Consider the following 22,913-nt stretch of genomic DNA (forward strand, 5'->3'; position numbering starts at 1 on the left):
CCGACAGGTGTGCGTTTCGATCGCGCTGCGCGTAACCGGTGATCTCGGCGGCGCGTTGGGTGATCGTTGGCCGATGACATCCGCGACATCTGTTTCCGACGCTGAGCTGGACGCGACCTTCGCGCCGATTTTCGACCGGATCGCCGCGGGCGCGGTCGAGCGGGAGATCGACCGGCGGTTGCCGCACGAGGAAATCGGCTGGCTGAAAGCGGCAGGTTTCGGCGCGCTGCGGGCCCCGGTGGAGGCCGGTGGCTTCGGCGTGACCGTCCGCCAGCTGTTCCGGCTGCTCATCGATCTCGCCGCCGCCGAATCCAATCTGCCGCAGGCGCTGCGGGTGCATTTCTCCTTCGTCGAGGATCAGTTGCTCGCCGAACCCGGCCCGACCCGCGACGCCTGGTTGCGCGCGGTCGGGGCGGGCACGCTGGTCGGCAATGCCATCACCGAGCCGGGTGTGGGCGCCGTCGACCGCTACCGGACCACGCTCACCCCTCGGGGTGACCATTGGCTGCTCAACGGCGTCAAGTACTACAGCACCGGCTCGCTCTACGCCGATCACATCCTGGTGGCCGCCGACCGCGACGGCGAGCGGGTGGGGGTGCTGGTCGACGCCGACGCCGACGGGGTCCGGCAGCACGACGACTGGGACGGCTTCGGGCAACGACTCACCGCCAGCGGCACCACCGAATTCACCGACGTCGTGGTGACCGAAGAACGCATCCTCGGCCCCGGCTACGGTGCGCCCGGCCCCACCTACGCGACCTCGTACCTGCAACTGGTCCAGCTCGCCGTGCTCGCAGGCATCGCCGCGCGCGCCGAACGCGATGCCAGGGCCTGGGTCGTCGAACGCACCCGCACCTACACCCATGCCGCCGCCGATCTGCCGCGCGCCGATCCGCTGGTGCAGCAGGTGATCGGGCGGCTGTCGGCGGCCGCGTTCGGGGCTCGGGCCAGTGTGCTGGCGGTGGCCGATGTGCTCGACGAGGTGCTCGCCAGCGGAGCGACCGACGAGAAATCGCTGGCGGCAGCCGAACTGGCGGCCGCGCAGGCGCAGCTCGGCGTCATCGATACCGTGCTCGCGGCGACCACCCAGCTGTTCGAGGTGGGTGGGGCGTCGGTGGTCTCGGAGCGGCTGCGGCTGGACCGGCATTGGCGTAATGCCCGCACCATCTCGGTGCACAATCCGGCGATTTTCAAGGCACGGGCCATCGGCGATCACCTGCTCAACGGCACCGACCTGCCGTTCGCGTGGAGCGCGGGTGCGCGCGGCGAGGCGGTGGCCCGATGAGCAGGCGGATCCGTTTCAATGCCTTCGATATGAACTGCGTCGCCCATCAGTCACCCGGGCTGTGGCGCCATCCCGACGATCAATCGCACCGCTACAAAGACCTGTCCTACTGGACCGAGCTGGCGAAACTGTTGGAGCGCGGGCGGTTCGACGGCATCTTCATCGCCGACGTGCTCGGCACCTACGACGTCTACGGCGGCGACGACACCGCCGCGCTGCGCCAGGCCGCGCAGATCCCGCTGGCCGATCCGCTGCTGCTGGTGTCGGCGATGGCCGCGGTCACCGAGCATCTCGGCTTCGGCATCACCACCGGCACCGGATTCGAGCATCCGTATCCGTTCGCGCGCAGGCTGTCCACTCTCGATCACCTCACCAAGGGGCGGCTCGGCTGGAATGTGGTGACCGGCTATCTGCCTTCGGCGGCCCGGAATTTCGGCGCCGACGATCAGCTCGATCACGATGAGCGCTACAACCAGGCCGACGAATACCTCGAGGTGCTCTACAAGCTGTGGGAGGGTTCCTGGGAGGACGACGCCGTGGTCCGCGACCGCGAACGCGGCATCTATGTCGACCCGGCCAAGGTGCACCACATCGGGCACCGTGGCAAGCATTTCACCGTGCCGGGTGTGCATCTGTCGGAGCCGTCGCCGCAGCGCACCCCCGTCATCTATCAGGCGGGCGCATCACCACGCGGGGTGCGGTTCGCGGCCGAGAACGCCGAGGCGATCTTCATCGCGGGACCGTCGAAACGGGTGCTCGCGCAGACGGTCGCGCGGGTGCGCGACGCCCTCGAGGCTGCGGGCCGGGATCGGTACGCCGCCCGCATCTACGCCCTCGCCACCATCATCACCGATGCGACCGACGACGCCGCCCAACGCAAACACGAGGAGTACCTGTCCTACGCCAGCGTGGAGGGCGGGCTGGTGTTCATGTCCGGCTGGATGGGTATCGACCTGTCCGAATACGACCTCGACGACCCGATCGGCGAAGTCGAGAGCAACGCGATCCAATCCGCGGTGGCGGCCTTCCAGGAATTCGACGATGACGGACGTGAATGGACGGTCCGCGATATCGGCCGGTGGGCGGGTATCGGCGGTATGGGCCCGGTCTTCGTCGGTTCCGGCGAAACCGTCGCCGACCGCTTGCAGGAATGGGTCGACGGCACCGATCTGGACGGCTTCAACCTCGCCTACGCGATCACTCCCGGCAGCTTCGAAGACATTGTCCGGCACGTGGTTCCGGTGCTGACCGAGCGCGGTGTCTATGCCACCGAATATCAACCGGGCACGCTGCGCAATGCGCTCTTCGGCGCCGGTGATCGGCTTCCTGAGGAACATCGTGGAGCGCGCTACCGGCTGGGTGGTCCTGGATCGACGGCCCTGCCGGACGAGGCCGTCCGTCGAGTCGCGGCAGCGCCGTCGGTGTAGATCGGACGGACCGGAGAGCGGTTGATCCGGTCCACCGGGCAGTCGAACAGGGGTGTCGGCCGAATCGGCACGCGCGGCCTGCGGCCCGGCGCCAGGCCCTGCGCCGCCCCGTTCAGAACGAGCCGAGAAATATCCCGGCCACCGCCTCCAGCCCGAGGCGGTCGATGGTGTCGAAGCGAGCGGGTAGCGGGCTGTCCAGATCGAGGACCCCGACCAGCTCACCCTGCCGCACCAGCGGGACCACGATTTCCGAGCGGGTGTCGGCGTCGCAGGCGATATGGCCGGGGAAGGCGTGCACGTCGGGGACGAGCTGGGTGACGCGGGTGGTGGCGGCGGTGCCACAGACCCCGCGGCCGAGGGCGATCCGCACGCAGGCGGGCTTGCCCTGGAACGGCCCCACCACCAGCTCGTGCCCGTCGAAGAAATAGAAGCCCGCCCAATTGAGATCGGCCAGGGTGTGGAACAGCAGCGCGGACAGGTTCGCGGCATTGGCGATCCGGTCGGATTCGCCGGCGACCAGTGCCCGCGCCTGTTCGGCGAGACCGCGGTACTGCTCGGTGCGGTCCCCGCTCAGTTCGGTGACGGTGAACGACATGCCGCCATGGTATGCGTCATCGTCATACGGTCTCCCTATTGATTCTGCGTGATCGCAATACTGCCGGAAGAGATTGGCCACCAGCACCATTCACCCATGACAACGCAGCATTCCGCTTCCCGCTCCACCCGTTCGGCCGCGGTGATCGGCGCCGGCCAGACCGGCGTCACTGCGGCGCTCGGCCTGCTCGACGCAGGCTTCGACGTCACCCTCTACAGCGATCGCGATCAGCGTGCGCTCCGCGACGATGTGCCCGCCACCGGTACCGCCCTCGAATTCGGTGAGACCCAGCAGGCCGAGGCCGCGCTCGGACTGGACAGCTACACCGGGCGCGCGCCGAGGCACACCGGGCTCAGCGCGCGCATCGTCGGGCCGGACAAGGCCGAGCTCATCGCCTTCGACGGACAGTTCGACGGCTATGTGGGCGTCGCGGTCGACACCAGGCTCAAAGCCGACGAGCGGCTCAGCACCTTCCGGGAGCGCGGCGGCGCCTTCCTCGTCGAACCGGTCACACCCGAAACGCTGGACACCATCGCGGCCGCCAATGACCTGACCCTCGTCGCGACCGGCAAGGCCGGACTGTCCGAGCTGTTCGCCATCGATCCGCAGCGCACCGTCTACGACAAGCCACAACGTTCCCTGCTGACCGTCACCGTCACCGGGCTCGGCCATGATCAGGGCGTGTTCGCCCACCGCGGCCAGGCCGGCGGAGCGCACAGCGGCTTCTCCATCATCGCCGACCAGGGCGAAGGCTGGTGGGGCCCGTATCTGCACAAGGACGCGGGCCCGAGCTGGGCGTTCCTCGGCTGGGCCCGCCCGGGCAGCGAATGGGAATCGCGTTTCGCCGCAGCCGATTCCGCCGAGTCCGCGCTGCGCATCGTCAAGGACCTCTACCGCGATTTCGCCGAATGGGATCTGCCGGAAGTGCTCGCCACCGAGGTGATCGCCGAGGACCCGCATTCCTGGCTGAAGGGCGCGGTGCGGCCGGTGGTCCGGGCCGGAGTCGGGCATACGGCCAACGGGCATGTGGTCGCCGCGCTCGGTGACACCGCGGTCGCCTACGACCCGATCGCCGGGCAGGGCGCCCAGAGCGGCTTGATCCAGGCCCAGCGGCTGATCGCGGCGGCCGCCGTGCACGACGGCCCGTTCGACGCGGCGTGGTTGCAAGCGCAGTACGACAGCTTCCTCGCCGCCCGCAGCGACGCCGCGAACAAGGTGACCAGGCTGTTCCTCAGCGACCCCGCGCTCGGGGAGATCGCCGAACCGTTCTTCGCGGCCGCGGCCGCGGCCGTCGAACCGCGGTTCGCGTCGGCGCTGGTGGGTCTGCTGCACCGGCCGCAGCCCTTGCTCGCCATCGATTCGGCTGCCGACGCCGCCGCCTACATCACGCAGGTCACCGGGGTCGACGCCGCCGAGCTGCTCGGCCGGTTCGCACCGGCGGGCCGGTTCGAGCGGTCGTCGTTCGCGCCCGCGCTGGCAGTGGGCTGACCCGGCGATCCGATCGCACAGATTCAAACCCTCGTCCGGCCACCGGCCCGGTGCTGAAGTGGATGGTGCGCCGACCGTCCGCCCGGCACCGGCCCGGCGGCCCGACGAACCCGACCTTGGAGCAACTATGACCACCGAGCAGATCGCCGACCGGATCCGGTTCGCCTATTGGGTGCCCAATGTGAGTGGTGGCCTGGTGACCAGCGATATCGAGCAGCGCACCAGCTGGGATTTCGAGTACAACAAGCAACTGGCGCAGACCGCGGAGAACAATGGTTTCGAGTACGCGCTCTCGCAGGTGCGCTATACCGCCTCCTACGGCGCGGAATTCCAGCACGAGTCCACCTCGTTCAGCTTGGCCCTGCTCGGCGCCACTGAGCGGCTGAAGGTGATCGCGGCGGTGCATCCCGGACTGTGGCATCCGGCGGTGCTGGCGAAGTTCGGCGCGACCGCGGATCATCTGTCCAACGGCCGATTCGCCATCAACGTGGTGTCCGGTTGGTTCGCCGGTGAATTCACCGCGCTCGGTGAACCATGGCTCGAACACGACGAAAGATACCGGCGCAGCGCAGAATTCCTCGAGGTGATCCGCAAGATCTGGACCGAGGACAATGTGAACTACGGCGGCGATTTCTACCGCATCCGTGATTTCACGCTGAAGCCGAAACCGCTCAATACCCCGGAACGCCCCAATCCCGAACTGTTCCAAGGCGGTAACTCGACCCCGGCCCGCCGCAATGGTGGCCGCTACGCCGACTGGTACTTCTCCAACGGCAAGGATTTCGACGGCGTCACCGAACAACTGGACGATCTGCGCGCGGTCGCCCGCGAGCATCAGCGGGAGGTGAAGTTCGGCCTCAACGGGTTCATCATCGCCCGCGACACCGAGAAAGAAGCCCGCGATACCCTCCGCGAAATCATCGAGAAGGCGAACAAACCCGCGGTGCAGGGTTTCCGCGATGCGGTCCAGCAGGCCGGCGCCGCCACCCGCGACGGCAAGGGAATGTGGGCCGACTCCACCTTCGAGGATCTCGTGCAATACAACGACGGATTCCGCACCCAGCTGATCGGCACACCCGAGCAGGTAGCCGAACGGATCGTGGCCTACCGCGATCTCGGCGTCGACCTCATCCTCGGCGGATTCCTGCACTTCCAGGAGGAGATCGAATACTTCGGGGCCAAGGTGCTGCCGCTGGTACGGGAACTGGAGGCGGCGCGCACGCCCGTCGCGGCCGGACGATGACCGCCGTCGGCGCCGCCCGCATCACCTCGGCCGCGCAGGCCCGCGCGGTGGCCATCCGGCTCGCGCACGAGTTCGCCGGCGGCGCGGCGGCGCGGGATCGGGAACGCGAGTTGCCCTATGCGCAAATAGATCAGCTGTCCTCCTCTGGACTGCTCGCCATCACCGTGCCCGCCGAGTTCGGTGGCGCGCAGTTGCCGCCGAGCGTGGTAGCCGACGTGCTGCGCATACTCGCCGCGGCCGATCCGAATATCGCGCAGATCCCGCACAGCCACTTCGTGTACCTGAACCTGCTGCGGTTGGCCGGTTCGCCGCAGCAGCGGAGCCGGTATTTCGGTGCGGTGCTGGACGGCGCCCGGATCGCGAATGCACAGTCCGAGCGCACGGGTTCGACGGTCGCCGATATCTCCACCACGGTCCGCCCGGCGGCTTCCGGGTATCGCATCGACGGCACGAAGTTCTACTGCACCGGGTCACTGTTCGCCGACATCCTCGCGGTGCTCACCAGGCTCGACGACCCGGAGAGCCGGTCCGGCCTGCCGCCGGGGGAGTACGTCGCCTTCCTGCCGGCCGACACCGACGGAGTACGGATCATCGACGACTGGCACGGCATCGGCCAGCGCACCACCGGCAGCGGCACCGTCGAATTCGACGGGGTGCTGGTCTCCGGCGATCAGCTGGTCGCCCGGGCGGCAGCGGTCGGCGCGCCCAGTGGCTACGGCGCGTTCGCGCAGCTGCTCCACGCGGCGATCGATACCGGTATCGCCCGCGGAGCGCTCGACGCGGCAACGGAATTCGTGCGCACCAAGTCGAGGCCGTGGTTCGAGGCAGCGGTGGACCGGGCCGTGGACGATCCACTGCTGGTCCAGCGTTTCGGGGAACTGGCGGTCGCCGTGCGGACGGCGGAGGCCACATTGTCGGCTGCTGCGGCAACCGTCGACGCCGCCACGGCAGAGGGTCCACAGCGCACCGCCGATCTGCCGCAGGACAACCGGGCTCGACCGCAGGCGGCGGGCGCTCGGCCACGGCACGACCCGCCCGGTGCCACGACGCCGGACAGCGTTGCCGAAGCCTCGATCGCGGTCGCCACCGCGAAGGTCGTCGCCGATCGCGCGGCGAACGACGTATCCGCCGCGCTGTTCGAGGTCTCCGGGACCCGCAGCGCCGCAGCCGAAGCCAACCTGCACCACTTCTGGCGCAATGCCCGCACCCATACCCTGCACGATCCGGTCCGATGGAAGTACCAGCACATCGGGCGGTCGGTGCTGCACGGCACCCCGCCACCGCTGCACGGTGTGATCTGAGAAGTGAGGAGACGAAAGTGGCAGTGACGGTGGTCGTCGGCAATCCGAAACCGGCCTCGCGCACCCTGGCCGCGGCGAGGCTGCTCGCCGAAACCCTGCAACCGGAATCCGAACCGGCCGTGGTGGATCTGGTGTCGTTCGGACCCGCCCTGCTGTCGTGGGGCGATCCACAGGTCGGCGCGGCGGTACGGACGGTGGCCGCCTCCGAACTGGTGGTATTCGCCAGCCCCACCTTCAAGGCCACCTACACCGGCCTGCTGAAGCTGTTTCTCGAACAGTTCGACGGCGGCACCGGATTGGCCGGGGTGGTCGCCGTACCGCTGATGCTCGGCGCCGGACCGGCACACGCCCTCGCGCCGGACTTGCTGCTCAAGCCCGTGCTGGTGGAATTGGGGGCGACGGCCCTGCCCGGGCTCTATCTGTCGGATCAGACCTTCCGCGAAGACGGCGTCATCGCCGGCTACGCCGAGCGGTGGCGCCCGGCGGTCGCGGCGCTGGCCGGAACAGGAGTGGCCAACCATGGATGAACTGTTCTCCGCACCCGCCGACGGCGCCGGACTGCGCCGCGCGTTCGCGAATTTCCCCAGCGGTGTCGTCGCGGTCTGCGCGCAGCTCGACGGGGTGCCGCACGGTTTGGCGGTGGCGACCTTCGTGCCCGTCTCGCTCGATCCGCCGCTGGTGTCGTTCTGCGTGCAGAACACCTCGACCACCTGGCCGCGCCTGACCGGCGCCGATCAGCTCGGGCTCAGCCTGCTCGGTACCGAACAGCAGGATGCCGCCCGCGCACTCGGCAGCCGGTCCGCCGACCGCTTCCAGGGGCTGGAACTGCATCACGGCAGTGGTGACGCGGTGTTCATCGACGGTGCCTCGGCCTGGATCGAAGGGACCGTGCAGGCGCAGGTCCCTGCGGGTGATCACCAGGTCGTCATCCTCGGCGTCGACCGCATCGCCACCCATCCGCACCGCGAACCGCTCATCTTCCACGGCTCCCGCTTCCGGCTGTTGCGCGCCGGCTGAGCCTCGACGCGCTGTCGTCCACCGGACGCGACACGCGCGGGCGTCCGGTTTCGGTCGTGGGGGTTGCGGTGTCCCGCTGGGTAACCCATCGTGGAAGACGCTGGGTCAGGGCTTTTGTTCTACAGTCCAGTCGTACCCGAACGACGAGCGAAGGGGGCCGAAGTGGCGCGAACTGTGCGGATCGATCCGGATGCGGTGAACACCTACAAGGTGGTCGCGGATCAGGTGGCAGGTGAGCTCGCGGGTGCGGCGGCCCAATTGGAGCCTGGCACCGATATCTCTCGTATCGCCGCGGGCGTCGGGCTGCTCGGCGCCGATTTCGCGACCGAGTTCGTCGCGGCCGTCGCCGACGACCACACCGCGTTGACCACCGCCGCGACGCTGGTCACCGCCTACGGGCAGACGGTGCAGGGGCAGGCCGCCGCGGCCGCCGACCTGGACGCCACCGCCGCCACCGCACTCGGCCGGGCGGGTGAGCAGGCATGAAACCGATCTCCGATCCGCCCATGGTCACGGTGCTGGCCGAACCGCTGCGGCGCTTGCGTTCCGGGCTCGGCTCGGGCGCACCCGCGCCCGATCAGCAGGTGCTCGGCGCCTTGACCACCGCCTCGGCCACCGCCGACGCCACCGAATCCACCCAGACCCGTGGTCTGCACGCGCTGGAATCGTCGTGGTCGGGCCAGGCCGCCGAGACCGCGGTTCCCGTCATCCGCACCACTCGCAGTGAGATCGGCGCGGTGGCCGACCGGGGGCCGCAGTACGCGGCGCTGCTGTCGGACGCGCACGGCACCAGCAGCCGCGCCGCCCGCGAGGTCGACGTCATCATCGACGATTTCCGGCGGGACGCCCGCGCCATCCTGGACACCGCCACCTCCGCCCCGGAAACCGACGCCGTGATCGACCGTGCCGCCCAAGCCATCCGGGAGGCACTCGGCGTGGTGAACACCGCCCAGGGCGAAATGGACGGCCATCGGCAGCGGTTGCGCGATATGGGTCCGATGACGATGACCACCCCGCAGGGTGTGCTCACCACCCCCGGCACCACCATCCCCGGAACCACCACAACCGTGCCGGGCACCGTGCCGGGCCAGCCGATGGACCCGGCGCTGGTGATGCAGTTGCAGTTGCAGCAGCAGCTCGTGGCGGCGGGTGTGCAGCTCGGCACCACCGCCATCGATGCCGGGGTGGAACTCGGCACGAAGATCATCGACCGGATCGCCGATGTGGGCCTGAAAGTGGTCGACACGGTCGGCGCCCAGGCAGGCACCGCGATCGAGCGGGCCCTCAACCCGGACAAAGCCGACGACGCCGAGACCGGCCCCGCCTCGACCGCACCCGCCGGCACTCCGGGGAGCCCGGTCCCGCCGAAGGCATTCGACTTCGGTGGCGGTCCCGCGCCGAAACCGGAGACGGCCCCGTCCGCCCCCGGTGCCGCGATGGCGGCCCCGCCCCCGGCGCCGCCGCGTTCGATTCCGGCCGAGCCCAAGCCGTCCGACGACGGCGGCGCGGGCGGTGGCCCGTTCGCCGCACCACCGCCGCCTTCGGGTGGGCACCACGGCGGCATGGTCGTTCCGCCCGGCACCGGCCAGGGCGGCGGCGATCAGGAACGCAAGCCGCGGCCGGGCCAGCTCGGCGTGACCGTTCCGGCGGCCCTGCCGACCATGGTCACCGCACCCGCGATCGGCGCCGACGACGACCGATGAGCGACAACCCGTTCGACCCCGGGCTGCCGATGGTGCGGGTACCGCCGCGCAAACGCGGGCGCAGGCGCAGGCCGCCACCTGCGGCCGCCGCGCCGCCGGACGGGCCCGGGCAACGGGAAGGCAGCTGGGACGACTGGCTCGAAACCCCCACCGGCCCACTGGAACCGCCCGCCGCCACCGAACAACCCGCCGCCGACGACCTCGAGCAGTGGCAGCAGGAGCCGGAGTACGACGCCCCCGAGGAGACCGTCGCCGCCTACCGCGACCACGAGCCGTCGCTGCTGCCGCCGCTGATCGATCGCAGCGGAAAGATCGGTGGCGGCCGACGTCAACCCCGGGCGAAGCGCTCGACCAGCGATGACGGTGGCAGCGGCGGCCGCGCGCTGAGCATCCTGATGGGTGTGGGGCTGGCCATCGGGATCGCAGCTGTCGCCGTCGTCATCTCGACCTCGACCGACGGCGACGACAAGCGCACCGTGACCGCCGACGTCCGCGGACAAGCACCCGACTCGGCCGAGCAGCCCAACGGCGGCAACCAGCTGCCGACCGCCACGGGCACGCCCACGTCGGCACCGCCCGAATCGCCCGCCGAAGCGCCGCCCTACGCCGCCGACGGCTGCGTGCAGCAGCTCGACGGCACCGGCGGAGCCGTGGTCTCCGGAACGCCTACCGGCGGAACGGGTTCCGGCGCCGACGCGATCTTCGGCTTCGAACACGCCTACTACGTCGCCCGCGACGGCCACCGCGCCCGCAATTTCGTCACCGCCGACGCCGCGGTCTCCGATGCCGCGGGCATCGACCGCGGCATCGCCCAGGTCCCGCTCGGCACCCGCTACTGCGTCACCATCACCCCGCTCGCCGATTCGGCTCCCGAGCGCTTCCTCGTCGACCTGGTCCAGCAGTACCCCGGCGAGCCCCCCGACACCTTCCACCAGATCATCACCGTCGCCACCCTGGACGGCCACACCCGCATCACCCGCATCGAAAAGGCGCCGAGCTGAGGCGATCCGGCGCTAGATCAGCAGTGACGACGGCGCGCGCCCGACCATGTCCCGCGCGGTCCGCGCGAGGTGCGCCTGATCCGCGAACTCCGCGTGCGCGGCCGCATCGGCCACCGACCCTGCGGGCAGCACGCCGATGGCGGTGCGCAGCCGTCGCCACCGGCGCAGCCGCGCCAGCGGAACACCGACCTGCTCGTGGACCAGGCGACGTAACCTCGGCGCGGACAGTCCGACGGTCCGTGCCAGGTCGGCCAGGGTGGGCGCCGCCATCAGCTGCTCGAGCGCCAGGGCCACCCGTGGATCGAGGTGGTCGCCCCGCCCCGTGCGCAGCAGGAGCTCCCGGCGCACCGCTTCGAGGTCGGGGACGCCGTCGAGGTCGTCGTGGATCGCCAGCGCAGCACGGAGCCTGCGCTTGTCCAGCGCCGACAGCGCGATCGGGCCGACACCGCGCGGCAGCAGCGGGATGTCGACGAAGACGCCGATGTAGCCGCCGGAGATGCGGCTGGAATGCGGCCACTGCGGCGGGATCAGGACCGCGGGCGGGGTGAGCCGACCGGTGCGCGCCACCTCCGCCGGACCATCGCCGAGCGGAAGCAGAAGTTTCCAGGCCGGATGTTCATGGCGGCCGACCGCCGCGGTTCCGGTATCGGCGAACACGGCCGCCGATTCGTCGCAGGCGAACACGACGCGGCGATCGTTTCGTTCAAGCCGCCACAGGCCGTCCGGCGACATGCTCACCACATGCACGCTATCGCAGCGACTCTGCTCGGACTGTTCCTCATCGGTTGCGGCCTCGCACACCTGCTGGCCCCCGCATACTTCGCGCGCCTGGTGCCGTCCTGGTTGCCAGGGCCGAAACAGCTTGTCGCCGTGTCGGGCATCGCCGAGATCGTGATCGGCGCGATGGTCATCGTGCCCGCCTGGCGCGCAGTCGGCGGTTGGCTCGCCGCTGCCATGCTCGCGGTCTACCTGCTGCTCTGGCTCGACCGCCTGCGCACCGGGACCGGTGCCCGCCGAGCCGAAGCCGCCGGCGTCGCGGTCAACGCCATGTACCTCGTGTGGGGCGGATATGTCGCGCTGGGAGCCGGGTGAGCGCCGTGCGGCGGATCAGAGACAGTGCCGAGGCTGAGTACCCGACAGCGACTGGAGGAAGAACACGATCGGATTGATCTTGCCCACGCAGGAGGGTGGCATCTCGGCGGAGCCGGTGCTCACCGGCCGCACCGGATCGGCGGCGGCGATACCGGAACCGGCCAGCTGTGCGGGGACGAGGAGGGCGGCCGTCACGGTGACGGCGGCGGCTGTCTTACGCATGGGGTCTCTCTTTCACTCAGCTGTGCCCCCGGGTGAGAAAACTATCCCGCCGCGGCCGCGACGCCCAGACGTCACTTTCCCGGGCGCCGACGTGCGGGCGGAGGAGGCGTCCAGGCGCGAACCGAAACAGCGCGCGGGTGCACCCCCGAGCGCGACGGGGATCGACCCACGCGACCCCATCGATCAAGAGCCGTGACGCCGCACGTGACGGCGTCCCCGCGGCCGAGGCGAACGCCGACAGTATTCCGCACCGGACGACGTAGTGACGGCGGTGAATGAGCCCCACGCGGGCCCACCAGAATTGACCAGCGCAGCGCCCGGTCTGATAAGCTCGCGGACGCGCGAACGCGTAGGCCGATGTAGTTCAATGGTAGAACTTCTGCTTCCCAAGCAGACAGCGCGGGTTCGATTCCCGTCATCGGCTCAAAGAGAAGGCCCCGAGTGATCAGTCACTCGGGGCCTTTGCTTGTGCGGAGGAAGCTCGCCGAACGATGACGGTCGCAGAGGCTTGTTTATGACTGACTGGTCATTCATTATGGGGCTATGCCGAAAGTAGTCGATCGTGCCGCACGCAGGCAGGAAATCCTTGATGCCGCCGCGAAGGTGTTTGCCCGCAAGGGGTTCGCGGCCTCGCGCATAGACGATGTCGCGGCCGAGGCGGGGATCGCCAAGGGCACCATCTACCTGTATTTCGACAGCAGGGATGCACTGCTCAGCGGCGTCTTCGGTAGCTACATGGCCGAGACCGAGCAGGTACTGGCCCACCTCGGTGAGGGGCCCGCGCTGCAACGGCTCGCCCGACTCGTGCGTGGCGCGATGGAGATGCTGGACTCCCATCCCGATCACGTGCGGGTTCTGCTGGATGTGTGGGCCGCGAATCCGCCCATCGATCTGGTCGGCGTCTATCGCGACTATCGCGCCGCCATCTCAGGACTGCTGGCCGAGGCCGCCGAGCAGGGGGAACTACGGGAGGGGGTCGGCGCGCGGCACGCGGCGGTCATTGTCGCGGCGATCGAAGGATGTCTGGTGCAGGCCCTGGTCGACCCCGACTTATCGCTACGCGATCTGGTCGACCCGGTGCTCCAGATCTGCGTGGAAGGAATCCGGCGATGAATCTCATCGATCGGCTGATCGCGCCGGGCGCCACCCGGTCGGAGGTCGGTCTCGGCTTCGGTTCCGCGGTCTGCGGGGCGGCAACAGGATTCGCGCTGGCGGCAACGGCCGGGTGGTCCTGGCTCGCGGTCGCGGTGGTCACCGTCATCGCCTTCGACCTGTTCGGTGGCGCGGTGGTGAATGCGCTGACCTCGGCCAAACGCTGGTATCACCGCCCTGGCCGGACGTGGATCCATCACCTGGGCTTCGTCGCAGCGCATCTGCAACCGTTCATCCTGGCGGCGGTGGCACCCGGTTTCGGGTGGGCCGCAGCGGTCGTCATCTACACGGTGGCTATGGCCGGTGCCGTCATCGTGACCGGGACGCCGGAGGCGCTGCGCCGCCCGATCGCCTTCGCGGCCACCGCGTTCGGTGTGGTCGTGGTGACCAGCCTGATCGCCGTCCCGCAGGAACTGCTCTGGTTCGCGCCGGTATTGCTGATCAAGCTGCTGTTGGCGCATCTGCTTCCCCTGGACGCCGGGGGTGCTGACCTGCGCGAACCGTGGAGGAGCGGCGCGGCGGCATGAGGATCGTTATCCTGCGAAAGCAGTGGCAGGCACCGCGTTCTCGATCCACTGTTCGAGCCGGATCGCCCCGCACGCACCGGACGTAAGGAACACCCAGCACATGAGCACCACCACGCACGCATTCACCGACGACGCGCTGGGCGAGATGGACGCGGTGGCATTGGCCGCCGCGATCCGCGACGGGCAGGTGGGGCGGGCCGAAGTGATCGAGGCCGCGATCGAACGAGCGCAGCGAGTGAACCCGCAGCTCAACGCGATTCAGGCCGAATGCTTCGCGCGGGCGCGGGCCGCGCAGCCGGCCTCTGGGGTGTTCTCCGGGGTGCCCGCCTTCGTCAAGGACAACACCGATATCGCCGGGCTGCCCACCTGCCACGGTTCGGCCGCCTTCGATCCGCATCCGGCCGCACGTACCAGCGGGCCGGGCGCGCAGTTCCTGCATCCGGGGTTCGTCGCGCTCGGCAAGTCCACGCTGCCGGAGTTCGGGCTCACGGCGAGCACCGAATACGCCGACCGTCCGCCGACACGCAACCCGTGGAACACCGACTACTCGGCGGGCGCGTCCTCGGGCGGATCCGCGGCGCTGGTCGCGGCCGGTGTGGTGCCGATCGCGCACGCCAATGACGGCGGCGGCTCGACCCGCATCCCGGCCGCCGCCAACGGCCTGGTCGGCTTGAAACCCACCCGCAACCGGCTGCTGGACCAGCCCGGCGCCAGGCAGCTACCGGTGCACCTGGTGGCCGAGGGCGTGCTGACCCGCTCGGTCCGCGATACCGCGCATTATCTGGCGGCCGCCGAACGCTTCCACACCAACACCAAACTTCCACCCATCGGCCTGGTGGAGGGCCCGAGCGAGCGGCGGTTGCGCATCGGCGTGATCCGCCACGACGTGCGCGGTCGGGCCGTGCATGAAGAGACCGGCGCGATCCTCGACTCAGCGGCTGCCGTCTTCGCCGGTCTCGGCCATGAGCTGGTCGAAACCCGGCTCCAGGTCGACGAGCAGTTCATCGAGGATTTCAAGCTGTACTGGGCGGCGGTGGCGGCTTTGCTGTCGACCTCGTTCCGGATCGCGCAGCGCAAACATTTCGATCCGAGTTTGCGCGATCCGTTCACCAAGGGCCTGTCGGCGCTGGCCACGAGCCGGCCGCTGAGCGTCATGCGCGCGGTGCGAAGGCTCCGCACCGCACCCGCGATCTACGACGCCCACTTCACCGACGTCGACGTGCTGCTCACCCCGGTGCTCTCGCATCCGGCGCCGCTGCTCGGCGATCATTCCCCGAACCTGCCGTTCGACGAGCTGTTCGCCAAGCTCGTCGACTACGTCGGGTTCACCCCGCTCAACAATGTCGGCGGCGGGCCCGCGGTATCGCTGCCACACGGGCGCATGTCGGCGAACCTGCCCGGTTCGATCCAGCTGTCGGCCCGGCACGGCGCCGAACGTACGCTGCTCGATCTGGCCTACCAGTTCGAGGCCGCGAGCCCATTCCCGCGGATCACCGATGTGCAGAGCGCCGGCGAAAGGGTCGCCGGCTAGCCGCTCCGGGCGAGTCGGCGCCGACCGAAGCGCACGACAGGACCTCGCGGCATCAGGAGAAGCCGCGGGCCGGGTGTGGTTCTACGCCTCGGCTCGAGGTGGTACCCGGCTCGGTCCCGCGCGGAACCGACGCCTCGTCCTGGCCGAACTACTTCTGCGCCCACACCCCGAGCTCATTCCCGCTCGGATCGGTGAAGTGGAATCGCCGACCGCCCGGGAATTCGTACGGCCCGTTGACGACGGTCCCGCCCGCGGCCTCGACCGCCCGCACCGAGCCGTCCAGATCGTCGGAGTACAGCAGCACCAGCGGCCCGCCGTGACGTACCTGCTCGGCCAGCGCCAGCCCGCCGACCTCGGCGTTTTCCGCTCCGGCCGGGTTTCGGATGCCGGCGTATGCGGGTCCGTAGTCGTTGAACTGCCACCCGAACGCCTCGGTATAGAAGCGTTTGGCCGCGGGCAGATCGGTGACGGCGATTTCGATGTAGTCGATGGCGTGATGACGGTGGCTGCCTGCGTCGGAATCGGACATGGGCCGATGATGCCGCAGGGGTCCGACAACTTCCCGGTGACCGGGCCGCGATGGCCTGCCATTACGCTCGTGCGCGTGCTGCTTTCCGATCGTGACATCCGCGCGGAGATCGCCGGTGGGCGTCTCGGGCTCGAGCCGTTCCAGGAAAACCTGATCCAGCCGTCGAGCATCGACGTGCGCCTGGACGGGATGTTCCGGGTGTTCAACAACACCCGATACACCCATATCGACCCGGCTCAGCGGCAGGACGAGCTGACCAGTCTGGTCGAGCCCGCGCCCGGTGAGCCGTTCGTGCTGCATCCGGGTGAGTTCGTGCTCGGCTCCACGCTGGAGGTGTGCACCCTGCCCGACGATCTGGCGGGCCGCCTGGAGGGTAAGTCGAGTCTGGGCCGGCTCGGCCTGCTCACCCATTCCACCGCGGGGTTCATCGATCCCGGGTTCAGCGGCCACATCACGTTGGAGCTGTCGAATGTGGCGAACCTGCCGATCACGCTGTGGCCGGGCATGAAGATCGGTCAGCTGTGCCTGTTCCGGCTGACCAGCCCCGCCGAGAACCCCTACGGCAGCGCCGCCACCGGCTCCAAATACCAGGGTCAGCGGGGCCCGACGCCGTCGAAGGCGTACCTGAACTTCCCGCTGCCGAGCCTGGACCGGTAGCTCCCGGCGCGAACGGGCCGACGTCGGCACCGGCACCATCTTCCGGTATCGATCAGGACCGGCGCCCGCGCCGATCCTGTCCCCCCGCCCGGCCCGGCGCACAGCTTCCTCGTCTATGCGCCGGGACCGAGCGCGACCGACCGCTCTAGTCGGGCCGATCCGCACCCACCGCAAGCGCGGCTGTGACGATCGTCGACAGCGGCGGCAGTCGTCGGCCTCGCTCCGGAGGCTCGACCCAGTAGCAGCCTTCTCTGGTCCAGCGACCGAGGCCGGTGGGCAGCATGACGGCACTGCCGACAGCGGGTATGCCGATGTCGAGGCGGTTGAGCACCTCCATGAGCTGCGCGCCTGGCCTGCTGTCCGGGGTGGCCAGGAAGCTCCAACGGATCTGCCTGGCCAGCATGGGAACTCGCACGCCCTGCTGTGCCAGTGCCGCACGGACCTTCTCCGCGCGCCAGGTGGGTAGGTGAATCACGCAGGCCCTCGCGGTGATCGGTAGCATCACGAACCCGCCGCGTTCGGTGACCACCAGCCCGAATTCGTGCCGGTAGAAGGCCGCCCAATCGTCGATCGTCCTCAGTTTTTCCACGTTCATCGCGTAGCCCCCTGGCCCGCTGACGCCGGGCCGGTCGGAGTCGGATTCGCCACCGATTCCAGGCTCGCGGTAATGCCCGGCGCGCCACAAGCGCCGACCCGCCGGCGTTCCACTGCCCTTGCGCTGCCAGTTATTCGAGTCGAAAAGGCATGTGGCAGCGCTCACAATTTGCTCGTAACCTGTGGGGGACGTTTCGTTCGAAGGGAAGACAACGTGGTCCGGCAGTGGTCAGGGAAGGAGACCCGGGCGCTGCGCGACGCCATGCGGATGAGTATCCGGGAGTTTGCCGCCCATTTGGGGGTGCACCAGCGCCTGGTATCCAAATGGGAAGCGGGCGGCAGCCGGGTTCATCCGCGCCCGGTGAACCAGGCCGCGCTCGATACCTCCCTGGCCAGGTCCGACGATGTGGTGCGGGCACGGTTCGCGGAGCTGATCAGTCAGCCCGCCACACCGCGATTCGACGCGCGAGCCGGCGACTCGGCGCACAGCAGTTATTCCAGCGACGCGGAACTCTTGGACCTCATAGACGCCGGCGCGGTGAGAGGCGATGCGTTAGCAGCGATTTCGGAGAGGGATCTGATAATGGCGGCTGCCCACGAGGCCAGTGAACACGCGAGCCGGGCCGAGAGCACCAATATCGGCGCGATGACATTGGAACAGCTCGACGCCGACGTCACCCGAATCGCCAACGACTACGTGCATATTCCGCCGGTCCCGATGGTGGTGGAGATGCTGCGGGTGCGGCGGCGGGTGTATCGCTTGCTGGAGGGGCAGCAGCGTCCCGCCGATACCAGTCATCTGTATCTGCTCGCGGGTAGCTTGTCCGGGTTGCTCGCCAACGCCAGTACCGATCTCGGCCATTACGATGCCGCCGCCGAACAGATCCGCGCCGCCAGGGCCTATGCCGAATTATGTGGGCACAACGGATTACGCGCGTGGACCCGGGGCATGCATGCGCTCATCGAGTACTGGTCGGAGCGTCCACGCCGAGCGGTCGAACTGGCCCAGAGCGGATTGGAATTCGCCGATTCGGCCACCGCGCGGGTGCGATTGAGCAATATCGAGGCCAGGATCTGGTCCAAGATCGGCAGTGCCGCCGATACCGAGCGCTGCCTGCGCGCGGCCACCGACGCCCGCGACGGCTCCGGTTCGGACACCCTGCACGATGGCATCGGCGGCGTCTTCGGTTTCCCGGACGCGAAGGCGCAGTACTACGCGGGCGCCACCTACATCCATCTCGGCATGGCCGAGCCCGCCCTCGCGGCGACCGAGCAGGCGATCGAGCTGTACTCCACCGGCCCGGCATGGCAGCGCTCCTACGGCGCCGAGGCCCTGGCCCGGGTGGATTCGGCGGCCGCGCACCTGATCAACGGCAGCCTCGACGGCGCGAGCGAGGCCCTGCATCCGGTGCTCGGCCTCGCCGAGGACAAACGCATCGCCCAACTGGAGGAACGGCTCACCGGCGTCCGCCGCCGCCTCGCCGCGCCCACCTTCGACGGCGCGACCGAAGCCGCCGCGCTGGACGAGCGCATCGAGGAGTTCTGCGGGAGCACCGCCGCCAACGGGCTCGCGGCAGGGTCGGCGGGCTGAGCTCCGCTATTTCGGTTCGGCGGGAGCCATTCCTGAGCACAACCACCGGCCGTCGACCCGCTCCATCGTCACGGTGAACGACTGGCGCTCGTTCCGTGGCGCCGGTTCGAAGGCTTTCGTCACGGTGTAGTCGGCATGGACGCTCACCTCGGCCCGCTTGCCGTTCCCGGTGAGATAGACGCACTCGTTGGCGGAGCTCGTCGACGACATCTGCATCGTGACCATCAGGTTGCTCAGGTCGGGGAAGGTGTTGTCGAAATCGCTCTTGAACGTTCCGGTCGAGCCGGCGTCGACCGACCGCTTGTACGACTCGAGATCGCGGTAGTCGTAGGTGGTCATGATGGCGGTGAAATCGCACGCCGCCTGCCGGGCCGCCTCGCGGGAATCCTGCGCTGACGGCCGCGCGGTCGTCGTCGGCCGGGCCTGCTCGACCGGGTCCGAGTCGCTGATCGTCACGCCGATCGCGACTCCGACGCCGCCGATCACCAGCGCGGCCACCAGCACGGCGACGCCGATCAACGCGATACGGCGACCGGGCCCACGGCCGGGTGGTGGTCCAGGTGGTAGCGGCGCGCCGAAGGCGGGGTTCGGCATCGGCGCCCCCGGCGGTGGCTGAGTCCCCGGCCCGAACCCACTCTGCCAGCCGTGATCCGGGCCCATCGGCCCACTCTGCCAGCCGCCCCCGCTGTTGCTGCTGTCCAACGCCCGGTCTCCTCCGCCCACAGTTACGCCGGTCACCCTACGCGACGGCGAGGCGGGGACCCGGAGCGAGAATTGCCGAGGATGGCACCATGGAGCGGTGAGCACTGGTCATCATCCGCATCGCCCGCCGCGTGTTCTGGAGCAATCCACGAAGCTGCAGGACGTCGTCTACGAGATCCGTGGACCGGTACTCGCGCATGCGGCACGGCTGGAGGCCGAGGGGCATCGCATCCTCAAGCTCAACATCGGCAACCCGGCGCCGTTCGGGTTCGAGGCCCCCGATGTGATCATGCGCGACATCATCGCCGCCCTGCCCTATGCGCAGGGCTACTCCGAATCCAAGGGGATCCTGTCGGCCCGGCGCGCCATCGTCACCCGCTATGAGCTGGTGCCCGGTTTCCCCGAGCTCGACGTGGACAGCGTCTACCTGGGCAATGGTGTGTCCGAGCTGATCACCATCACCATGCAGGCGCTGCTGAACAACGGCGACGAGGTGCTCATCCCCGCCCCGGACTATCCGCTGTGGACCGCGATGACCAGCCTGGCGGGCGGCACGCCGGTGCATTACCTGTGCGACGAGTCCAACGGCTGGCAGCCCGATATCGCCGACATCGAATCGAAGATCACCGACAAGACCAAGGCGCTGCTGGTGATCAACCCGAACAATCCCACCGGCGCGGTGTACTCCACCGAGGTGTTGCAGCAGCTGGTCGACCTGGCGCGCAAACATCAGCTGTTGCTGCTCGCCGATGAGATCTACGACAAGATCCTCTACGACGACGCCAAGCACATCTCGCTGGCGACGCTGGCACCGGACCTGCTCTGCCTGACGTTCAACGGCCTGTCCAAGGCCTACCGGGTGGCGGGCTACCGGTCGGGTTGGCTGGCGATCACCGGTCCGAAGGAGCACGCGGCCGGCTTCATCGAGGGCATCGACCTACTGGCCTCGTCCCGGTTGTGCCCGAATGTGCCCGCGCAGCACGCCATCCAGGTGGCGCTCGGCGGCCACCAGAGCATCGAGGATCTGATCCTGCCCGGCGGCAGGCTGCTGGAGCAGCGCGATGTGGCCTGGGAGCGGTTGAACATGATTCCCGGCGTCTCGTGCGTGAAGCCGAAGGGCGCGCTGTACGCGTTCCCGCGGCTGGACCCGAATGTCTACGAGATCCACGACGACGCCAAGCTCATCCTCGACCTGCTGTTGCAGGAGAAGATCCTGATGGTCCAGGGCACCGGGTTCAACTGGCCCAACCACGACCACCTGCGGATCGTCACCTTGCCGTGGGCCCGTGACCTGGCCGTCGCCATCGAACGCTTCGGCAACTTCCTGTCCAGCTACCGCCAGTAGCGCATTGCCGTCAACGGGACCAGCCCCTGCTTCCTGCGGTGAAAACAGACTTCATGTTCGTCTAATCGCGGTTTTTGGAGACTTACTAGCGCAAAACAAGTTGTTTTGTGTACAGTAGGCATCGGCGCTTTCGAGCGCCCGGTCGGGTTGTCTACCCCCCCTGGACAAGCCGACCTTGTGGGTCAGGCTGCCTACCCCCCTGGGCGCCACCCTGCGGCCGGCGGAGACATCCCCCTGCTCTCCGCCGGCTTGCCCGCCTCTCCGCGTTTTTTTGGCCAGACTTAGACGCGGGGTTCTTTGCGTTGGCGGCCGGCGGTATTGCATAAAGGCGAGTTAGCCCGTACCCGGTGAGTTACCCGGATCTTGCGAGATCAGTTGGTGCGGTGGGGAGAAAGACCAGCTGGGCCGATTGGGGTTGGGGCGGTTGGTCGGGTCCGTGCTTGGTGGGTATCTGGATCCTGTGGGGCGGTGAAAGGTCTCTTTGGTGGGGGAATCTGGGCTCGGTGGTTGTCTCGACCGCTTCCGGTGCTCTTGAAAACCACGTCCATTAAGCTCGGCGCGTGAGCGACCACCATCACCATCACGATCACTCCGGGCCGATTGCCATCGGGGCTACCGCTGCGCGGGTCGTTGTCGGGTTACTAGCGGTCATCGGGGTGGTCGTGGTGATCGCCACCATCGCGTTGTGGCCCAGTGAGCAGCAGGTGGATATTCCGCTGCCGATGCAGAACGCCGGGGGCGGGGCGGTGCAGACCGAGGCGGGGACCGTGGTGTTGCAGGACATGGGGGCCTGCGGCAGTCCGTCGCTCGGCAAGGTGTTCGCGGACAAACCGGATCCGCCCGCCACCAACGCCTACACCTGCCAGCGCAGCCTGATCGCCATCGAATCCGGGCCGCACGAGGGCAATCACACGCTGCTCGAGATCGCTCCGGGGCCGGGGCAGCCGGAATTGAAAGCGGGCGACCACATTCGCATCGTCCGGCAGACCGCGCCCGACGGAACCCCGCTCTACTCCTTCGACGACTACGCGCGCGGCCTGCCGCTGACGCTGATCGCCCTGGCCTTCGTGGTGGTGATCATCGTGGTCGCGCGCTGGCGTGGACTGCGCGCACTTCTCGGACTCGGATTCGCCTTCGGCGTGCTGGTGATGTTCATGCTGCCCGCCCTGCTGGACGGCAAGCCGGCCATCCCGGTCGCGCTGGTCGCGGGCTCGCTGATCCTGTACGCGGTGCTCTACCTCGCGCACGGCGTGAACCTGCGGACCAGTTCGGCCCTACTCGGCACACTGACCTCGATGGTGCTCGCGGCGGTGCTGTCCTGGATCGCCATCGGCGTCACCGACCTGACCGGGCTGTCGGAGGAGCAGAACACCAACGTCGCCACCTACCTCGAACACGTCAGCATCACCGGGCTGCTGCTGGCGGGCTTCATCATCGGTTCGCTCGGTGTGCTCAACGACGTCACAATCACCCAGGCCTCGGCCGCCTTCGAACTGGCGGCGCTGGACGAGGGTGCCTCGCGCCGCGAGATCTTCGCCGCCGCCATGCGGGTGGGTCGCGACCACATCGCCAGCACCGTCTACACCCTGGTGCTCGCCTACGCCGGTGGTGCGCTGCCGCTGCTGCTGTTGTTCAGCGTCGCGGGCCGGGAGATCCGTGACGTACTGGTCGGCGACGCCGTGGCCATCGAGATCGCGCGATCGGCCGTCGGCGGTATCGCGCTCGCGCTGTCGGTGCCGCTGACCACCGGTATCGCGGTGCTGCTCGCGCGGCCGTTCGGATCGGGGAAACCCGCACCGAAGGTGACCAACCGCCCGCGCCACGCGAAGGCCTGAGTTCGGTCGCGGTGGTGTTCGCGCGGGCTGTTCGGATCCGGTGTCCGCATCTCGGGTGACCGACCGTCCGCCGCGC

The 22,913-nt window shown here is 68.9% G+C and carries 24 protein-coding genes and 1 tRNA gene; 19 read left to right on the forward strand and 6 right to left on the reverse strand.

Annotated features, from left to right (window positions below; all coding sequences use genetic code 11):
* Positions 1-73 precede the first annotated feature (73 nt).
* Both AC4HOU_RS09140 and AC4HOU_RS09145 read left to right on the forward strand, forming a co-directional pair.
* On the forward strand, positions 74-1,285 hold the full coding sequence (locus tag AC4HOU_RS09140; protein ID WP_195020246.1) for an acyl-CoA dehydrogenase family protein: 1,212 nt from the start codon (positions 74-76) through the stop codon (positions 1,283-1,285).
* Positions 1,282-2,712: an LLM class flavin-dependent oxidoreductase gene (locus tag AC4HOU_RS09145; RefSeq protein WP_195020245.1), complete on the forward strand. Its 1,431-nt coding sequence runs from the start codon at positions 1,282-1,284 to the stop codon at positions 2,710-2,712. The genes AC4HOU_RS09140 and AC4HOU_RS09145 overlap by 4 nt, the downstream gene beginning before the upstream one ends.
* A 112-nt stretch (positions 2,713-2,824) precedes the next feature.
* On the opposite strand, the gene AC4HOU_RS09150 is transcribed toward AC4HOU_RS09145, so the two are convergent.
* A complete protein-coding gene (locus AC4HOU_RS09150; protein ID WP_194992498.1) occupies positions 2,825-3,307 on the reverse strand; it encodes a GAF domain-containing protein in 483 nt (160 codons plus the stop codon).
* Between the two features lie 96 nt (positions 3,308-3,403).
* Here AC4HOU_RS09150 and AC4HOU_RS09155 point away from each other — a divergent pair, with 96 nt between their 5' ends.
* From AC4HOU_RS09155 to AC4HOU_RS09190, 8 genes are all read left to right on the forward strand, one after another.
* Positions 3,404-4,795, forward strand: a complete 1,392-nt coding sequence (locus tag AC4HOU_RS09155; protein WP_490724365.1) for a styrene monooxygenase/indole monooxygenase family protein — start codon at positions 3,404-3,406, stop codon at positions 4,793-4,795.
* A 127-nt stretch (positions 4,796-4,922) separates the two neighbouring features.
* A complete protein-coding gene (gene sfnG / locus AC4HOU_RS09160) occupies positions 4,923-6,038 on the forward strand; it encodes a dimethylsulfone monooxygenase SfnG (protein ID WP_195020243.1) in 1,116 nt (371 codons plus the stop codon).
* On the forward strand, positions 6,035-7,339 hold the full coding sequence (locus AC4HOU_RS09165; protein ID WP_195020242.1) for an acyl-CoA dehydrogenase family protein: 1,305 nt from the start codon (positions 6,035-6,037) through the stop codon (positions 7,337-7,339). Before sfnG ends, AC4HOU_RS09165 begins: the two co-directional genes overlap by 4 nt.
* Positions 7,340-7,356: 17 nt before the next feature.
* Positions 7,357-7,866: an NAD(P)H-dependent oxidoreductase gene (locus AC4HOU_RS09170; protein ID WP_195020241.1), complete on the forward strand. Its 510-nt coding sequence runs from the start codon at positions 7,357-7,359 to the stop codon at positions 7,864-7,866.
* Entirely contained in the window at positions 7,859-8,356 is a 498-nt protein-coding gene (locus AC4HOU_RS09175; protein WP_163816103.1) for a flavin reductase family protein, read from the forward strand. Before AC4HOU_RS09170 ends, AC4HOU_RS09175 begins: the two co-directional genes overlap by 8 nt.
* Before the next feature lie 162 nt (positions 8,357-8,518).
* On the forward strand, positions 8,519-8,842 hold the full coding sequence (locus AC4HOU_RS09180; RefSeq protein ID WP_163816100.1) for a hypothetical protein: 324 nt from the start codon (positions 8,519-8,521) through the stop codon (positions 8,840-8,842).
* Positions 8,839-10,059 (forward strand): hypothetical protein, encoded by a 1,221-nt coding sequence (locus tag AC4HOU_RS09185; RefSeq protein ID WP_195020240.1) that lies wholly within the window; start codon positions 8,839-8,841, stop codon positions 10,057-10,059. The genes AC4HOU_RS09180 and AC4HOU_RS09185 overlap by 4 nt, the downstream gene beginning before the upstream one ends.
* A complete protein-coding gene (locus AC4HOU_RS09190; protein WP_195020239.1) occupies positions 10,056-11,060 on the forward strand; it encodes a DUF8176 domain-containing protein in 1,005 nt (334 codons plus the stop codon). Before AC4HOU_RS09185 ends, AC4HOU_RS09190 begins: the two co-directional genes overlap by 4 nt.
* Positions 11,061-11,072: 12 nt before the next feature.
* Here AC4HOU_RS09190 and AC4HOU_RS09195 read toward each other — a convergent pair whose 3' ends face one another.
* A complete protein-coding gene (locus AC4HOU_RS09195; protein WP_195020877.1) occupies positions 11,073-11,792 on the reverse strand; it encodes a helix-turn-helix domain-containing protein in 720 nt (239 codons plus the stop codon).
* Positions 11,793-11,801: 9 nt separating this feature from the next.
* On the opposite strand from AC4HOU_RS09195, the gene AC4HOU_RS09200 reads away from it, so the two are divergent.
* A complete protein-coding gene (locus tag AC4HOU_RS09200) occupies positions 11,802-12,152 on the forward strand; it encodes a DoxX family protein (RefSeq protein ID WP_195020238.1) in 351 nt (116 codons plus the stop codon).
* Positions 12,153-12,167: 15 nt separating this feature from the next.
* Here AC4HOU_RS09200 and AC4HOU_RS09205 read toward each other — a convergent pair whose 3' ends face one another.
* Positions 12,168-12,374 (reverse strand): hypothetical protein, encoded by a 207-nt coding sequence (locus AC4HOU_RS09205; RefSeq protein ID WP_195020237.1) that lies wholly within the window; start codon positions 12,372-12,374, stop codon positions 12,168-12,170.
* A gap of 353 nt (positions 12,375-12,727) precedes the next feature.
* Here AC4HOU_RS09205 and AC4HOU_RS09210 point away from each other — a divergent pair.
* The 4 genes from AC4HOU_RS09210 (at position 12,728) to AC4HOU_RS09225 (ending at position 15,584) form a co-directional block, all read left to right on the forward strand.
* Positions 12,728-12,798, forward strand: a tRNA-Gly gene (locus AC4HOU_RS09210).
* Positions 12,799-12,917: 119 nt separating this feature from the next.
* On the forward strand, positions 12,918-13,487 hold the full coding sequence (locus AC4HOU_RS09215) for a TetR/AcrR family transcriptional regulator (RefSeq protein ID WP_163816090.1): 570 nt from the start codon (positions 12,918-12,920) through the stop codon (positions 13,485-13,487).
* Positions 13,484-14,053 carry a hypothetical protein gene (locus AC4HOU_RS09220; protein WP_195020236.1) on the forward strand — a complete coding sequence of 190 codons (570 nt, stop codon included), beginning with the start codon at positions 13,484-13,486 and terminating at the stop codon, positions 14,051-14,053. Before AC4HOU_RS09215 ends, AC4HOU_RS09220 begins: the two co-directional genes overlap by 4 nt.
* Before the next feature lie 100 nt (positions 14,054-14,153).
* Positions 14,154-15,584, forward strand: a complete 1,431-nt coding sequence (locus AC4HOU_RS09225) for an amidase (RefSeq protein ID WP_163816086.1) — start codon at positions 14,154-14,156, stop codon at positions 15,582-15,584.
* A 148-nt stretch (positions 15,585-15,732) separates the two neighbouring features.
* On the opposite strand, the gene AC4HOU_RS09230 is transcribed toward AC4HOU_RS09225, so the two are convergent.
* The gene (locus tag AC4HOU_RS09230) at positions 15,733-16,113 is read right to left on the reverse strand and encodes a VOC family protein (RefSeq protein WP_195020235.1); all 381 of its coding nucleotides are present in this window, start codon (positions 16,111-16,113) and stop codon (positions 15,733-15,735) included.
* Positions 16,114-16,188: 75 nt separating this feature from the next.
* On the opposite strand from AC4HOU_RS09230, the gene dcd reads away from it, so the two are divergent.
* Positions 16,189-16,770, forward strand: a complete 582-nt coding sequence (dcd, locus tag AC4HOU_RS09235; protein WP_036541157.1) for a dCTP deaminase — start codon at positions 16,189-16,191, stop codon at positions 16,768-16,770.
* Positions 16,771-16,915: 145 nt separating this feature from the next.
* Here the strand turns inward: dcd and AC4HOU_RS09240 are convergent, their stop codons facing one another.
* Positions 16,916-17,365 carry a hypothetical protein gene (locus AC4HOU_RS09240; RefSeq protein ID WP_163816082.1) on the reverse strand — a complete coding sequence of 150 codons (450 nt, stop codon included), beginning with the start codon at positions 17,363-17,365 and terminating at the stop codon, positions 16,916-16,918.
* Between the two features lie 213 nt (positions 17,366-17,578).
* Here AC4HOU_RS09240 and AC4HOU_RS09245 point away from each other — a divergent pair, with 213 nt between their 5' ends.
* Entirely contained in the window at positions 17,579-18,955 is a 1,377-nt protein-coding gene (locus AC4HOU_RS09245; RefSeq protein WP_163816080.1) for a helix-turn-helix domain-containing protein, read from the forward strand.
* A gap of 6 nt (positions 18,956-18,961) precedes the next feature.
* Here AC4HOU_RS09245 and AC4HOU_RS09250 read toward each other — a convergent pair whose 3' ends face one another.
* Positions 18,962-19,657, reverse strand: coding sequence for a hypothetical protein (locus AC4HOU_RS09250; protein WP_194990582.1), 696 nt, complete (start codon positions 19,655-19,657; stop codon positions 18,962-18,964).
* 97 nt (positions 19,658-19,754) lie between these two features.
* On the opposite strand from AC4HOU_RS09250, the gene AC4HOU_RS09255 reads away from it, so the two are divergent.
* Positions 19,755-21,002, forward strand: a complete 1,248-nt coding sequence (locus AC4HOU_RS09255; protein ID WP_163816077.1) for a pyridoxal phosphate-dependent aminotransferase — start codon at positions 19,755-19,757, stop codon at positions 21,000-21,002.
* A 560-nt stretch (positions 21,003-21,562) separates the two neighbouring features.
* Entirely contained in the window at positions 21,563-22,837 is a 1,275-nt protein-coding gene (locus AC4HOU_RS09260) for a YibE/F family protein (RefSeq protein ID WP_163816074.1), read from the forward strand.
* The last annotated feature ends 76 nt before the right edge of the window (positions 22,838-22,913 follow it).

This window comes from Nocardia sp. JCM 38205 (genome assembly GCF_058222935.1).